13 protein-coding genes are annotated in these 13,790 nt (G+C 58.0%); 5 read left to right on the top strand and 8 right to left on the bottom strand.

The features are described from left to right. The first annotated feature begins 12 nt into the window (after window positions 1-12). The gene (locus CVT63_05670; protein PKQ27894.1) at window positions 13-1,119 is read left to right on the top strand and encodes a galactose-1-phosphate uridylyltransferase; all 1,107 of its coding nucleotides are present in this window, start codon (window positions 13-15) and stop codon (window positions 1,117-1,119) included. A 73-nt stretch (window positions 1,120-1,192) separates the two neighbouring features. Here the strand turns inward: CVT63_05670 and CVT63_05665 are convergent, their stop codons facing one another. From CVT63_05665 to CVT63_05645, 5 genes are read right to left on the bottom strand one after another with little or no spacing between them, the layout of a single operon-like run. Then, entirely contained in the window at window positions 1,193-2,431 is a 1,239-nt protein-coding gene (locus CVT63_05665; protein ID PKQ27893.1) for a glycosyl transferase family 1, read from the bottom strand. 38 nt (window positions 2,432-2,469) lie between these two features. Next, window positions 2,470-4,074 (bottom strand): hypothetical protein, encoded by a 1,605-nt coding sequence (locus CVT63_05660; protein ID PKQ27892.1) that lies wholly within the window; start codon window positions 4,072-4,074, stop codon window positions 2,470-2,472. Continuing rightward, window positions 4,032-4,796 (bottom strand): SAM-dependent methyltransferase, encoded by a 765-nt coding sequence (locus CVT63_05655; GenBank protein PKQ27891.1) that lies wholly within the window; start codon window positions 4,794-4,796, stop codon window positions 4,032-4,034. The genes CVT63_05660 and CVT63_05655 overlap by 43 nt, the downstream gene beginning before the upstream one ends. A 10-nt stretch (window positions 4,797-4,806) precedes the next feature. Beyond that, the gene (locus tag CVT63_05650; GenBank protein PKQ27890.1) at window positions 4,807-6,096 is read right to left on the bottom strand and encodes a hypothetical protein; all 1,290 of its coding nucleotides are present in this window, start codon (window positions 6,094-6,096) and stop codon (window positions 4,807-4,809) included. A gap of 12 nt (window positions 6,097-6,108) precedes the next feature. Further along, a complete protein-coding gene (locus tag CVT63_05645) occupies window positions 6,109-7,527 on the bottom strand; it encodes a hypothetical protein (protein PKQ27889.1) in 1,419 nt (472 codons plus the stop codon). A gap of 118 nt (window positions 7,528-7,645) precedes the next feature. On the opposite strand from CVT63_05645, the gene CVT63_05640 reads away from it, so the two are divergent. Beyond that, complete coding sequence (locus tag CVT63_05640; protein ID PKQ27888.1) at window positions 7,646-8,743, top strand: hypothetical protein; 1,098 nt, start codon at window positions 7,646-7,648, stop codon at window positions 8,741-8,743. A 4-nt stretch (window positions 8,744-8,747) separates the two neighbouring features. On the opposite strand, the gene CVT63_05635 is transcribed toward CVT63_05640, so the two are convergent. Further along, complete coding sequence (locus CVT63_05635; protein PKQ27887.1) at window positions 8,748-9,926, bottom strand: NAD-dependent alcohol dehydrogenase; 1,179 nt, start codon at window positions 9,924-9,926, stop codon at window positions 8,748-8,750. Between CVT63_05635 and CVT63_05630 the strand changes: the two genes are divergently transcribed. The 3 genes from CVT63_05630 (at window position 9,926) to CVT63_05620 (ending at window position 11,752) form a co-directional block, all read left to right on the top strand. Further along, the gene (locus tag CVT63_05630; GenBank protein ID PKQ27886.1) at window positions 9,926-10,111 is read left to right on the top strand and encodes a hypothetical protein; all 186 of its coding nucleotides are present in this window, start codon (window positions 9,926-9,928) and stop codon (window positions 10,109-10,111) included. The two genes, CVT63_05635 and CVT63_05630, sit on opposite strands and share 1 nt — an antisense overlap. A gap of 66 nt (window positions 10,112-10,177) precedes the next feature. Then, complete coding sequence (locus CVT63_05625; GenBank protein ID PKQ27885.1) at window positions 10,178-11,344, top strand: hypothetical protein; 1,167 nt, start codon at window positions 10,178-10,180, stop codon at window positions 11,342-11,344. After that, window positions 11,345-11,752, top strand: a complete 408-nt coding sequence (locus CVT63_05620; GenBank protein ID PKQ27884.1) for a hypothetical protein — start codon at window positions 11,345-11,347, stop codon at window positions 11,750-11,752. It begins immediately after the preceding gene. Window positions 11,753-11,890: 138 nt separating this feature from the next. On the opposite strand, the gene lpdA is transcribed toward CVT63_05620, so the two are convergent. Together lpdA and CVT63_05610 are read right to left on the bottom strand one after the other, a co-directional pair. Then, window positions 11,891-13,336: a dihydrolipoyl dehydrogenase gene (lpdA, locus tag CVT63_05615; protein PKQ27883.1), complete on the bottom strand. Its 1,446-nt coding sequence runs from the start codon at window positions 13,334-13,336 to the stop codon at window positions 11,891-11,893. A gap of 74 nt (window positions 13,337-13,410) precedes the next feature. Continuing rightward, a complete protein-coding gene (locus tag CVT63_05610) occupies window positions 13,411-13,677 on the bottom strand; it encodes a hypothetical protein (protein PKQ27882.1) in 267 nt (88 codons plus the stop codon). Window positions 13,678-13,790 lie beyond the last annotated feature (113 nt).

The following is a 13,790-nucleotide window of genomic DNA, read 5'->3' as shown; positions in this document are numbered from 1 at the left end:
CTATACTTGTGAGTGAAGGAACGGAGAGGCGGTGGGGAGGTGGAAACCGTAACACTTACAGACCCTGATTTTGTAGGGGATGCTGTGACGCAACCCGGTGTGTGTCACGTAATGAGTGAGTTGCGGCAGGATATCGTGACAGGACTGTGGGTCGCGTTTGCGACTGACAGAGCGGCGCGCCCGAGTGATTTTCCTGAATCGCGAATCTCGCTTGCCTATGACGAGACAGAGAAATGCCCGCTCTGCTCCGGCCACGAGATCATGACCCCGCTAGAGGTGTTTGCCATCCGGCCCGAAGGCGGCAAGCCCAACACGCCCGGCTGGCGTGTCAGGGTTGTGCCAAACAAGTTCCCGGTTTTTTGCACGGGAGAAAAGTTTCTGTCGGGGGAGTCTCTTTTCCCGCGCCGGTCGGCTGAAGGCTCGCACGAGGTGATAATCCATAGCCCATCGCACTCAGAGAGTCTTGGAACCATGCCGGTGGAAGATGTCGAACTGGTTCTTCGGGTCTGGCGTCACCGTTACAGCGCCGTTGCCGTGGACGAGCGCGTGCGCGACGTGCACATCATTGTAAATCACGGACAGCGCGCTGGCTCGTCCCTGGAACACTCCCATTCCCAACTTTTCGGGATGCCTGTCGTCCCGCCGTTGCTGCAGCAGGAACTTGCCGGCGCGTCATGGCATCACTCTCACCACGGGGAGTGCGTATTTTGCCGCATCATTTCGAGCGAGTTGGAGGCCTCGCGCCGCGTGATAGCGAAGAACGGCTCGTTTGTGGCGATCGCGCCGTTCGCTTCGCGCTTTCCTTTTGAGGTCTGGATAATCCCGCGCGACCACCAGGAGTCGTACGACATGATCAAAGACAGCGATCTGGAGGAGTTCGCGCCCGTCGTGCGTGATGTGCTTGGCAAGTACCATGAAAAGTTCGGTGACACTCCATACAACTGCTACATGCACTCGGCGCCGACGGATGGGTCAAAGTATCCGTACTACCACTGGCACGCCGAGATGTTTCCCAGATTTACGACGCACGGCGGGTTCGAGATCGGCACGTCTATGATGATCAACGTCACGACGCCTGAGCTCGCCGCGGATTACCTGACGGGCCGCGCGTCTCCTTGAGCCGCGTCTCTAAAGGCGCGGACATGGCATGGCCTTGAGAGGTCGCCCTCAAGCGGGCGCGGCGGTTTCCCGGCTAGCCGGTGGCATCAAAGGGCAGGGGAGGGCAGAGCTTGAGGGTGCGCGGGCTGTACTCGTAGCCGCGCTCGGCGCGCCGGTAAACATCGAGGGTGCGCCTGGTGATCTGACTCCAGTTGTACGTATCACCCATGTATGACATCGCGTCGGAGGTGATGCGGGCGTTCAACTCCGGATCTTCGAGAACGCGGAGCATGGCGCCCGCGAGCGAGTCGGGGTTGCCGGGCTCGAACTTGAGGCCCGTTTCCTCGTGGGCTACGATCTCCGATAGCCCCCCCGTATCGGCCACAATGGTGGGTGTTCCCATCGCCATCGATTCGAGCACGACCATGCCGAATGGCTCGTACAGGCTTGGAACGACTGTGAGATCCGCGCTTTTGTAAAACGCGCAAAGCGCGTCAGTGTCCAGGTGCCCCGTGAATATAATTTTCTCGCCCAGACCCAAAGCGCTGACGAGCGACTTGAGTTGGTTGAGGTGAGGGCCGCTCCCCGCGACGACAAATGTCACGTTCGGGATCTTTTTCAAAATGAGAGGCATGGCCTCGATAACCGTCTGCACGCCTTTCTCATAGACCAGCCGACCGACGAAGAAGACCAGTTTGTCGCCCGGTGGCACGTACTTCTTGCGACACAGGTCGATGGTGGCGTCGCGCTTGAAGCTTGTCCGGTCTATCCCGTTCGGGATGACCTCCACCTTCTCGGGAGGAAGCTGGAAGACGTCCGTGAGTTGATCCATCATGTACTGGCTGCAACAGATGGTTCTCGCCGACTCGAACATCAGCCACCACTCGACCTGGTGGATGAGCTTGTTCATGGGCCCGGGCAGGTGACCCTGGTGGCGCCCGTACTCCGTCGCGTGAATCGTCGCGACGAGCGGGATCTTGTACGCGTGCTTGAGACTCGTGGCCGCGTGGGCTACCAGCCAGTCGTGCGCGTGGATGACATTTACGCTCTTGAGGTCGTTGATGAGCGCTACGGCCTTCTCCAGCAGAGCGACGTTGAACTGCAACGTCCAGGATACCCATTCGTCTTGCGGGATATCAGGCGGATAGTTGACCACGCGATAGACGTGCACGCCCTCGGACTCCTCGTACTCAGGCGCCCCCGGGTGATCTTTGGTAACCACGTGAACCTTGATGCCCTGCGCCGCGAGCGATGTCGCCAGATGATAGACATGCCTTCCAAGGCCGCCCACGATGCGCGGCGGGTACTCCCAGCTCAAGAGCAGCACTCGCATGTTCTACTTTCCCTTCCTGCACTTAGCGCAAAAAGGGGTCAGACCCCTTTTTGCATTCCGCTGAGATCGAGCTCCGCGAATATGTTGTCCGTTTCCTCGATCTCGCCAAGTTCTTGTGTTATATCGCCCAACTTCCCTTTCTCGATCGCGTCCGCAAGCGTTGTGAAGCGCTCGATGTGGGCGCGGAACCGTTCATCAGCATAGCCCCGGGCGCGGTTCTTTGCAACCATGTACGGCCAATCGCTGGACTCCAGCAGGAGCACCTCGCGCACGGCCTGCTCGAGCGCGCGCGTCTCGATTGAAGCGCCCGCATGGGGAGGGCCACCCGCCATTAGCCCGCGCAGCCTCTCTTGCGCGCTATAGATTTCTTCCCACATCCAGGCGGTTTCCTGGTTGACCCAGGTCGAGTGGTCGCGGTCGGTTCCCCACGTGGTCGAAAGGAGGCCTGATCGTAGCCGCTCGAGGTTATCCGCGAGGAATCGGGATGGCGTCGTCAATCTTACACTCTCGCCAGCCGAGAGGGAACGCAATGTCAGCTCCAGCCAGTATATTCCTTCTTTCCATCCGTGGCCGAGAAACTCGGTATCGTAAGACGCGAGGACGAGCGGAGGATCGACCCACGAGACCGTTTCCCCGTCTCTCTCGAATCTGCCACCAGCGGCTGTTATCGACTCGGCTTCGCGGATGACATCCCCGATGAAATGCTCTGAGTGTTCGAAGGCGCGTATCCTGGCGTTTTTCGGCTCATAGGGTTCTTTGTTCTCGATATCGACCCCGGGACCGGTCACTCTCCAGTAGTGCAGGCCCGAGGAGTGATAATACTTTGTCGAATCGAGATATCGTCCGTCAGTCGGATAGCCCGAGAGTTCGTCCCACGCGTTCGCGTGCGCCCGGTCGCTGCGTGCCAGCGCAACGACGTTTGACTTGCCGACCAGGTTCGGCCTCCCGGCGGGCCGGCCGTCGAGCGCGGAGGAGTCGACGATGAAGTATTGGATGCCTTCTGATTCCAGCAGTTCCTCGAGCCCTCCCGTGTACGCGCACTCCGGTATCCAGAAACCTCGGGGCTGCGCGCCAAAGCGCCCACGGTGAGATTCGACGCCCAGTCGCACCTGTTCTCGCGCGCTTTCGACAGAGCGCTGAGCGGGAAGAAAAGCGTGTGTGGCGCAAGACGCTATTATCTCTATGAGCCCCTGTTCCTCGAACGAGGCGAACGCCGCCAGCAGGTCACCGTCGATCGCCAGAAACGCCATCAGCTTCCGCCTGAACTCCTCGCGGTGCGTCTCGGCGAGCGCCTTGCGCGACTCGTCGTTGAAATAGACGAAATCCTTGATGTCGTCCGCCGCGTGATCTTGCATCGTCTTGAGATAGGTGACGAAACGCTCCTGGATGTACGGATCGGCGAGTTGTTCACAGAGCACAGGAGTCATTGTGAGCGCGAGGCATGGGCCGGCGCCTTCGTACTCGAGTTGCGCGAGCATTCCCAGAAGAGGCAGATAAGTTTCGCTCATCGCCTGGTAGAGCCAATCCTCGCCGACCGGGAACGCGCCGTTCTTGCGAACATACGGCATGTGGGTGTGCAGGACCAGCGAAAAGTATCCTTTCACGGCCTGCCGTTCCTCATCAAAGCATTCGCCGCCGTGCATACGGCACAGATATCGAGGCAACGCGACAGGTCGCCTCCTCCAACTCTGAAGTCTCGGGGGCGGACGAGCGGGGTCAGGGCGCGGTGAGTCCAGTACCTCGGGTTGGCTTTGCTCATCTCGTATATCTTGATGAAATCGACCACGGGCAATCGCTCGTTGAACGATAGCCAGCCCGCGTGGAATATCCCCGACACCTCCACTGTCTCGAAGTGAGCTTCGAGTGTCCGGGCGAACTCGTCAGGCGTGTACTCGCGAAGGTGGAACGGGTTCACCGGCCGATCGCTTCCCTTGGAGATGGTGAGTCGATTTGGTGTCGTGAGAAACGCCACTCCACCTGGTTTCAATACACGCGCTATTCCGGCGAAGTATCCTGAAACGTCCGCCAGGTGCTCGACCACCTGGAAAGAGACGGCAAGGTCGAATGACGCGTCGGCGAGCTCCAGGCGGTTGACGTCCATGACCTCAAAGGATAGGTTCGACGCGTGATACGTGTCCCTCGCGTGGGAGACAACCTCGTGGGCGATATCTATGCCAAGCACACTCGCCGCTTCGCCTGTCAGGATCGCGGCGCCGTACCCCTCACCGCATCCGATGTCTATTACGCTCTTTCCACGCGCCATAGCGAGCGCGTGCTCATAGGCGACGACGTGCCGCGTGTACCAGTAGTTTTCGCGGGAGATGCCGGGAAGCGTTCGCTCGCCGGTCAGATCGAGGTCGTTCATAATCTCTGGCCTATTTCAAGAAGTCGAGCACGGCGTTTGCCGCCTCGACCCCGGAGGCGAAAGCGACGTCGCCACCTTTTCCTTCCGCGCTGACGCAATCCCCTGAGAGAAACAGGTTGTCGACGCCTTGAACGCGAACGCCAGGGCGATCTTTCGCCGTCTGTCCGATCCGCGGCTCGAACCCGTCGATCATCGCGAGCCGGAGCACGCGTTCCCATTCGACGTGATCCATGATGCCCGGGAACATATCATTTATCTTTGCCATGGATCGATCCTCTTCGGCTTTCAGGCGGGCCTTGTCGTTCATAACTTCCTGCGGGAGCGGATAATAGAAAGTCGCAAGCTGCTTGCCTTCAGGCGCGGTGCTCGGATCGACGTTTGACGTAAACTGGCATACCAGGATCGGATCCACTGTCAGGAAGACGCCGTCGATGTCAGACACGGGCTTGTTGAGACACAGGTCGATTGAGATGCCGGCCGTTGGGATGAGTGACGCGCACTTCTTTTTGAATTCGTTATCAAGCCCGTCCGCGACGAGGCCCGGAATGTTTTGCGCGGGGATGGCGAGCACCACCGCTCTGGCGCGCAGGTCTTCCTCGCGCACTTTCACGGATTCGACCTTGCCGTTCTCGACAATCAGCGCTTTCACTCTGCTGTTGAAGGATATCTCTCCGGATTCCATTATTTTCTCAGACAGCGCATTGTTGATCTGGAGCATTCCCCCGCGGGGATACGCGACTTTCTCACGCGACAAAAGAGCCCTTCTGAGGAACTTCGCGAAACTGCCCGCGCTCGCAATTTCTATTGTTGGGATTGCCAGCCCGCTTGTCGCGAGGATTCTGTAAAACTCCTCGATGGCTTCTCTGCCAGCGCCCGGCATAAACTGTTCGATCGGCGTGTCTGTGAACCGGCCAACTCTTGAAAACAGAAGCCGGCGAAGGCCGTGCGCGATTATCAGCTTGTCCGTCCAGGATACGATAGGCGTTTGCAGGAAAGAACCGGCGCCGGTGGGCAACGGAATGAACTGGCCTTCGAAAAAAAGCAACGGTTTTCCGTAAGACACGAAATCGATATCGTAACCGATCTGTCGTAGGGCCGCGGCGGCCGAACCGGCGCGCTCGTATGTGATGATATGGACGCCGTAATCGACAAGAAAGCCGTCTTTGCGGTCGCAGGCGGCTCTGCCCCCAACGTGCCCGGTGGCTTCCAGCACCTTGACCTCGAGCCCGGCGTGAGCGAGAATCGCGGCGGTCGTGAGACCTCCCCAGCCCGCTCCGATTACGATGACATCGGCAACCATTCTGACCCCCTGTTACTGCTCCTGCTTCGCTTCGTTGATTATCGCGCGAAGCCCTTCATGCAGATCCGGCAGGTAGCCGAGCCACTCCGTCGGCTCAGGTTCGAGCTCAATGCCTGGAAACTGTTCACAGACCCACCCCCGGAAGAACTTGCCCATATTGGCAACCTGCTTCAGGTACCGGGGCACTGATTTGCGGATGTCCCGGCTTACCGCGTCGCGGTTCTCCCATATCTTTTCCATCATAGGGAAAAGCTTTTCGCCCAGGGCGGGATCATCGGTTTTCAGGTAGTAATCCTCGAGCTGGCCGCACTCGTTGTAAATGTTATAGAGCCTCTCATCCAGGGACACCGCTATAGACGGCACGCCACCGGTCATGGAAAGCACGCGCGCGTGATACCGCGATGTTATGAGCATGGAAAGCGAGTGAAGGATTGCGATCATCTTGTGTCCGTCGTTGAAGCGAGAGCTGAAAATGTAAGGTTTGTCATCGATCAAAGCCTGCAAGGACTTGCAGGCGTCGAGATCGGTCCAGTCCATGCCTATTATGACGGAGTGGGCATCGTTTTCTTTGCAAAATCTGTTGACGGCTTCGGCTATCCCCCGCAAATATGCGGGGTACTTGCCGTCACGCTCCGAAGCGGCAAAGAAATAGACTTTCTCGTAATGGTTCTCCCAGTTGCGCGTAACGGCGGCCTTTACAGTCTTTGAGATGCTTGGCTTGACGGGGTACGACCACGGATCGATGCACGCGATTCCGACGATGGGCTTCTTGCCGTCCCACCCTGTCTTCTCGCGCAACTCGCTTTCTGTCCAATCTTTTCCGGCGGGCGGAAAAGTCCACGCGGTATCGGCGCCGACGTGGCCCTTCAGCCCCATGCTCTCGATGATCTCCAGCGACGCCGCCGTTCTCGCGATGAAGTAAGTCTCATCGCACATTTCAGATGCCATTTTCTTTACGAAATCATCCATCCTGCCCGCTTCTGATCCGTAGGCGATGCACGGCTTGCCCTGTTTCTTCATCACACCGGCCGCCTCGCAAAAGTACAGTGTCAGGGCGTTCGCGAACTGGCTTTTCAGCGTGCTGCCCTCCGAAATGACCGCGACGTGGTTGCGGGAGCAGAGGTCGAGAACGTCCTTGAAAAATATCGTGTTGATCTTGCTCAACTTGGTCTCGGGGCCGAAATAGACCTGTGTCAATTCCGGGTTGAGAGTCGGCACCGTGATCTCCACCTTGTCTTCGCCGAGCACGCGGTAGAACTGCTTGACGATTTCCGCCACGCGGACGTCCGCTCCCGTGTTTCTCTTTCCGTTGTAGCCGACCAGCAGTATCTTCAGCGGTTGTCCGGGCTTCCACGCCTCGAATTTCGGAAGCTTTCCAAGTGCGGTAGTTCCCTCGACGGCCCATCCAAGAAAGTTATCCAGACTCAACATAACGATCCTCCTGTCAACAACGACCAATTACTAGCCATGTTCCACGAATTACGCGTATCATAGCACGAGAACGCGAAAAGGGGTCTGTTTCATGTGAACTTGTCTTTTACTTGATGATATGGAGTATTTCAGTGGAGGAGTTGTTGAAGTGACTGATGACAAGCCACGAAAAACCAGGAAAAAGGCAAAGAAAGTCGCCCTCGAGCCGGTCAATCCCAACGCTTCGAGAGCGATGTTCGTAGTCAACCCAATTGCCCGCGGCGGGGCGGTGGCAAAGATATCAGGCGAACTGCACAAGACGCTGGGCGAACTCGGTCTCGATTTCGACTTGAAGTTTACCGAGTATCACGAGCACGGGATCGAAATAGCTCGAGACGCGGCGGAAAAAGGGTACGGGATGGTCGTGGCGGTTGGTGGCGATGGAACGGTGTACGAGGTTGTAAACGGCCTCATGTCGGTTGATCGCGATCGCAGGCCGAAGCTGGGCGTCGTTCCGGTCGGCAGGGGAAGCGACTTCTGTCGCACAGTCGGAATACCGAGGGACTGGCTCACGGCGTGCGCGTTGCTCGTTTCAGGCAGGAAGAGGACGATCGACGTCGGCCGGATGGAGTACATGTCACAGGACGGCGCGCGCGCCAGTTATTTCGCGAACATAGCCGGCCTGGGTTTCGATGGAGAATCCACCGAGCGCGCAAACAACATGCCTCTTGTGGTGTTCAGGGTCGTTGGCGGCAAGGGCGCCTATTTGCTGGGTCTTTTTTTGACGTACGCCAGTTGTAGTGAGAAGGATGTCGAGCTTCATGTGGACGATAAAGCTTACAGGGTGCTTGCGATTGCGTGCATCATAGCGAACTGCAAGTATTTCGGCGGGAAGATGCGCATCGCGCCGGACGCCCTCTGTGACGATGGGCTTTTTGACGTCATCATCCTCGGAGCTGGTTTTGGGAACCCCATGATAGATGGGCCGACGGGCGTTCCCGCGCCGCGTCGCTCAATGATCGAGAAAGGTGTGGCAAAGGCGCGCCTCGCAAAAAACGTTCTACCCAGAATCTACGGGGGAAATCATATCCTGGACGAGTCGGTGAGGGTTTTACACGGCAGCACGGTCAAAATCATCTCGCCGGACAGAATGATTCTGCAGGCCGACGGAGAAGTCGTCGGCCACGCCCCATTTACCGCGGAGATCATCAAAGGCGCGCTAGACGTTATCGCGTAATCAATCAAAAGGCTTTTTTGTAAAGCTCGAGCACCTCGTCAAACTCTGGCTCGCCCGGGTTGTTGAACATGCAGCCATCGATCATGGCGTCTTCGGTCACAGCCTCGAGTCCGTCCTCAGGGAGTCCGACTTCACTCAGTCTTTGCGGCAGGCCAAGTTCGAGGTTGAGTTTCCGGATGTGCTCGATGGCCTTGCGCGCGGCCGTCTCATCGTCGTCGTTTCTCACATCGAGCCCCAGAGACTCCGCGACCATCTTGTATTTCGCGGGTATTCCTTCTTCGACGTACCGCAAGTTGAACTCCATGCCATAGGGAAGAAGTATCGCGTTCGCGACGCCGTGAGGTATGCCGAACTTGCCGCCGACCGAGTGCGCCATGGCGTGTATTATCCCGACAAAAGCGTTGGAGAACGCCACGCCTCCCATGTTTGCCGAAAGGAGCATAAGGGTTCTGGCTTCAATATCGCTACCGTCCTTGAACGCTCTTGGCAGGCTGGACGCAATGAGCTTGATGCCGTGAAGGGCGATTCCGTCGCAGATCGGCTCATGCATCTCGGAGTGGAGCGCTTCGATGCAGTGCGTAAGGGCGTCAATGCCTGTTGATGCGGTAAGGTGTGGAGGAAGAGTCGTCGTAACCGTTGGATCCAGCATAGCGACAGTAGGCGCCAGTTCTGGACTCTGAAAGATAAGTTTCATTTTCTGCTCATGGTCGGCTATGACGGCGGCGAACGTTGATTCGGATCCTGTGCCGGCGGTGGTAGGCACCGCTATGTGGGGGGGCACGGCGCCGCTTGGCACATAGACCGCGCTCTGGTGATCCAGCAGGTCGCCGCCTTCGATCATGAGTATTACCGCGGCTTTGGCGGTGTCGATGACGCTTCCGCCCCCGACTGATACAAGCGAGTCAGCGCCATTAGAGCTTGCGGCTTCAAAGCACTTCTGGACGATTTTGACCTCGGAGTTGGGTGGGACTTCATTGAAGACGCCAACGACCTCCACGTTTCCGCTCTCCATTCCGTCTATGACGGCCTGTGCGAGACCGGCCTTCTCTACGCCTTTGTCGGTAACCAGCAAGACCTTGCTGCCGTCTACCTTTTCCATCTCCATGCCTATGCTATCAACGCAATGTTCCGCACAGATAATTTTGCTGGGAATCTGGAACTCGAACCACTCGACCATTGCCATTGAAAACCCCTTTCGTGAAACTCATCCCGCGCGTGACTTCTTTTGTGTTGTTTACATATAATAACCTATCAGCTGTTTTCCGTGTTGACAAGCGCGTGTTTCTTTGGTGGCGCGAATCACTCCGGTTTTCGTTCCGGATCGTGGGCGGCGACCTTCTTATCCAGGAGAGGATTCTGGTATTCTAGCAGGACAAACGGTATTTTGACGCAACGCCGGTGATGGCAGGTGTGTTACCTCGAGGAGGTGAGATTATGGCCAGGAGTTACGAGGAGATCAACGAAAGGATCAAAAAGGGCGAGGCGATCGTCCTCACGGCGGACGAGATGACGGATCTCGTGAAGTCGGAGGGCGCGGGTGAGGCCGCCCGCAAGGTGGACGTCGTCACAACGGGGACGTTTGGGCCCATGTGTTCCTCCGGGGCGTTTGTCAACTTCGGCCACAGCGAACCCCCGATCAAGATGAGCAAAGCATGGCTGAACGACGTGCCGGTTTGCGCGGATCTCGCGGCGGTGGACGCATATATCGGGGCGACGGCGCTCTCAGATACGGAGGGGATGAGTTACGGAGGGGCGCACGTCATCCAGGATCTGATTGAAGGAAAGTCGCTGAAGCTACGCGGCACGGCGCCTGGCACGGACTGTTATCCGCGCAAGGAGATCGAGACCTGGATCGACAAGGACACCATAAACCAGGCGTACCTGTTCAATCCGCGCAACGCGTACCAGAACTACGCCTGCGCGACGAACAGCTCGGAGCGGACCATTTATACATACATGGGAATACTGCTTCCGAAGTTCGGCAACGCGACCTATTGCAGCGCCGGGCAGTTGAGCCCCCTGTTGAACGACCCGCTGTACCGTTCCATCGGTGTGGGCACCCGGATATTTCTCGGAGGCGCGGCGGGTTACGTAGCGTGGGAGGGCACGCAGCACAAGCCTACAGTGGAGCGCTCCGCGGGAGGAACCCCTGTCGGTCCGGCCGCCAGCCTCGCGCTGATCGGCGACCTGAAGCGGATGAACTCCAGATTCATCAAGGGCGCGCGGTTCCACAGGTATGGAGTGAGCATGTACGTGGGAGTCGGAATTCCGATACCGATTCTCGACGAGGAAATGGCCCGGCACGCGGGGGTGGCCGATGAGGAGATAGAGACATCGGTCTTTGATTATAGCCAACAGACGCGCTCGCGCGACCCGCTCGAGCGGGTGAGTTACGCGGAGCTTCGCAGCGGCTCAATCGAGATCAACGGAAAGAAAGTTCCGTCTGCGCCGCTCTCCAGTTACAAGGTGGCGCGGCAGATTGCCGGGATTTTGAAAGCGTGGATAAAGGAAGGGAAGTTCCTGCTGTCAGCGCCGGTCGAGCCGCTCCGAACAGAGGGAGTCGTGCTTCCGCTCGATATTCGCGACGAGGGGGGAAACTAGATGGCAAAGAAAAGGCTCGTGTTGACGTTCCCTCCGGACGTGGTGGAGCGCCCGGTGATCTCTCTTTTAGTGAAAGAGTACGACATCATAACGAACATACTCCGAGCCGAGATATACGAAGGTGAGATCGGTCGCATGTTGGTCGAGCTTGAAGGCGAGGGAAAGAACATCAAGGCGGGCGTCGGGCATCTCAAGGATCAGGGCGTCGCGGTGGAGGACGCCATCAAGGACATAGAGCTTGACGAATCTCTCTGTATTTCCTGTGGCGCGTGCACTGCCGTCTGCCTGACGCGCGCGCTCAAGGTAGAGGCGCCCGAATGGGAACTCGACCTGGACAAGGATCGTTGCATCCTCTGCGGATTTTGCGTGGATGCGTGCCCACTGCAACTAATCAAGGTCAAGTTTTAGCGCAACTTCCTTATGATTTCCTCCCCTTTAGACGGGGGAGGATTAAGGTGGGGGGCGAGATCCCCCCCTGACAAGGGGGGCGGGGGGGGTTCTGCCCCAACCCTCTCCCTCGAGGGGGCGAACGGTACATTATCCGGCTTACTTTTTTCTTGCCGGCGCCACGTGGATTGCCTTTCCGTGCGCGGCCTCAGCCGCTTCCATGATCGCTTCGGGCAACGATGGGTGCGCGTGGATGGTGTTTGCGATGTCCGCAGACTTCGCGCCCATGTGCATTGCGACAGCGATCTCGTGGACAAGGTCGGACGCGTGCGGACCCATTATTTGGGCGCCCAGAACCTTGTCGGTTTTGGCGTCGATCACCAGTTGCACGAACCCGTAGTCCTCGCCCATGGCAAGCGCCTTGCCAAGCGCCCCGAATGAGAAGCGGCTGACGGTCACTTCGATGCCCTGCTCCGTGGCTCTGTCGGTGTTCAGGCCGACGCTGCCGATCTCCGGCGTAGTGAATATGCAAGCGGGAACCACGTCGTATTTCATCGTGGCGTTCCCGCCCGTGGCGTTCTCCGCCGCCACGAGGCCCTCAAAGGTCGCGGTGTGGGCGAGCAGTATCCCGCCGACGACGTCCCCGACGGCGTAGATGTCGTCAACGTTCGTCGCCATTGTCTCATCGACGATGATGCAGCCCCTCTTGTCCATCTCGACCCCGAGGTCTTCGAGCCCCAGACCCGCTGAGTTGAACTTGCGCCCAATCGATACGAGAAGCTTTTCAGCGGAAAGTTCATCTCCGCTTGAGAGCTTGACTTTGATCCCGTCCGGCCTGTACTCCAGCACTTCGGTAACAGTGGTTTGAGTGCGCACGTCGATGCCCCGCTTGCGAAAAGCGCTCTTCATCTGCTTTGCGACGCGGCTGTCCTCGGTCGGTAACATGCGATCCATCAGTTCGAGCATCACAATCTCTGTCCCGAGAGTTGAAAAGATGCACGCGAACTCGCCTCCGATGACGCCGCTACCGACGATTATCAGGGTTTCAGGCACGTGATCGAGCGCCAGCGCGTCAGTCGATGTCATGACCGCCGGCTGCGAGAAATCGAAAGTGGGAAGCTCGGCCGGACTCGAGCCGGTGGCGATGATGATCTTCTCAGTCTCGAGAACCTGTTCGCCCATCGGGGTTTTGACAACAACGTTCCTGTCCGCGTTGATGCATGCCACGCCGGTTACGTACTCGATGCCGTTCGCTTTGAGGAGTCCGAGGATGCCGCCCGCCAGTGTGTCGGTGACACTCTGCTTGCGTTCCATTATGGCCGTCCAGTCGGCTTCGATGCCCGTTATCTTGACTCCGAGCTTTTCCGCCTCGCGCGCGTGGTCGATCAGTTCGGTGGACGCGAGGAGGGTCTTGGTGGGAATACAGCCACAGTTCAGGCAGGTTCCGCCGACCTTCTCTTTCTCGACAACTGCTACTTTCGCGCCACGCTGGGCGGCCCGAATGGCTGCCGGGTACCCGCCGGGGCCGGACCCGATTACTACAACGTCCAGTCTGTCATCTTTTGCCATAACATGTCCTCTCGTGTTCCATTCAGCAGGTTTCATAGTATTTGGTTCATCTCCCAGAAGTGTGGGTAACCGGCCTGAACGCTCCCCTTATCTTCAAGAAGAAGTATTCCTCATCCCTGTACCCATATGCAATTCTCTTCGGATTGTTTCTGGACATTCCCGACAAAATCCTTCAAGTAATTGTTACTGTTTGCCTCCTTTGAAGACGCTCCCAGGAAGGGGGGTAAGATATCCCTCGGAAGGAAAGGAGCGCAGGCATGGACGAGAGCAGCGGCAGGAGGAAGCGACTCAATCCACAAGACAAGCTCGAGATCTTCCTCGAGGTTCAGAAAAGCAACGTCACCAAGGCAGAGGTGATGCGTCGCCACGGCATCCACTCTGCATCGAGAGCGCGAGCGCTTTTTCGCTCCTTTGGAAGCACTCGAACAGCGCGGTGGAGAACGTGCCGTCGCGGTCCTGGGGGATGAGGAGTTCCAAGTCTCCCACCCTG

Source organism: Candidatus Anoxymicrobium japonicum (assembly GCA_002843005.1).
GTDB lineage: Bacteria > Actinomycetota > Geothermincolia > Fen-727 > Anoxymicrobiaceae > Anoxymicrobium > Anoxymicrobium japonicum.
This window is presented reverse-complemented; position numbering and strand designations above follow the sequence as displayed.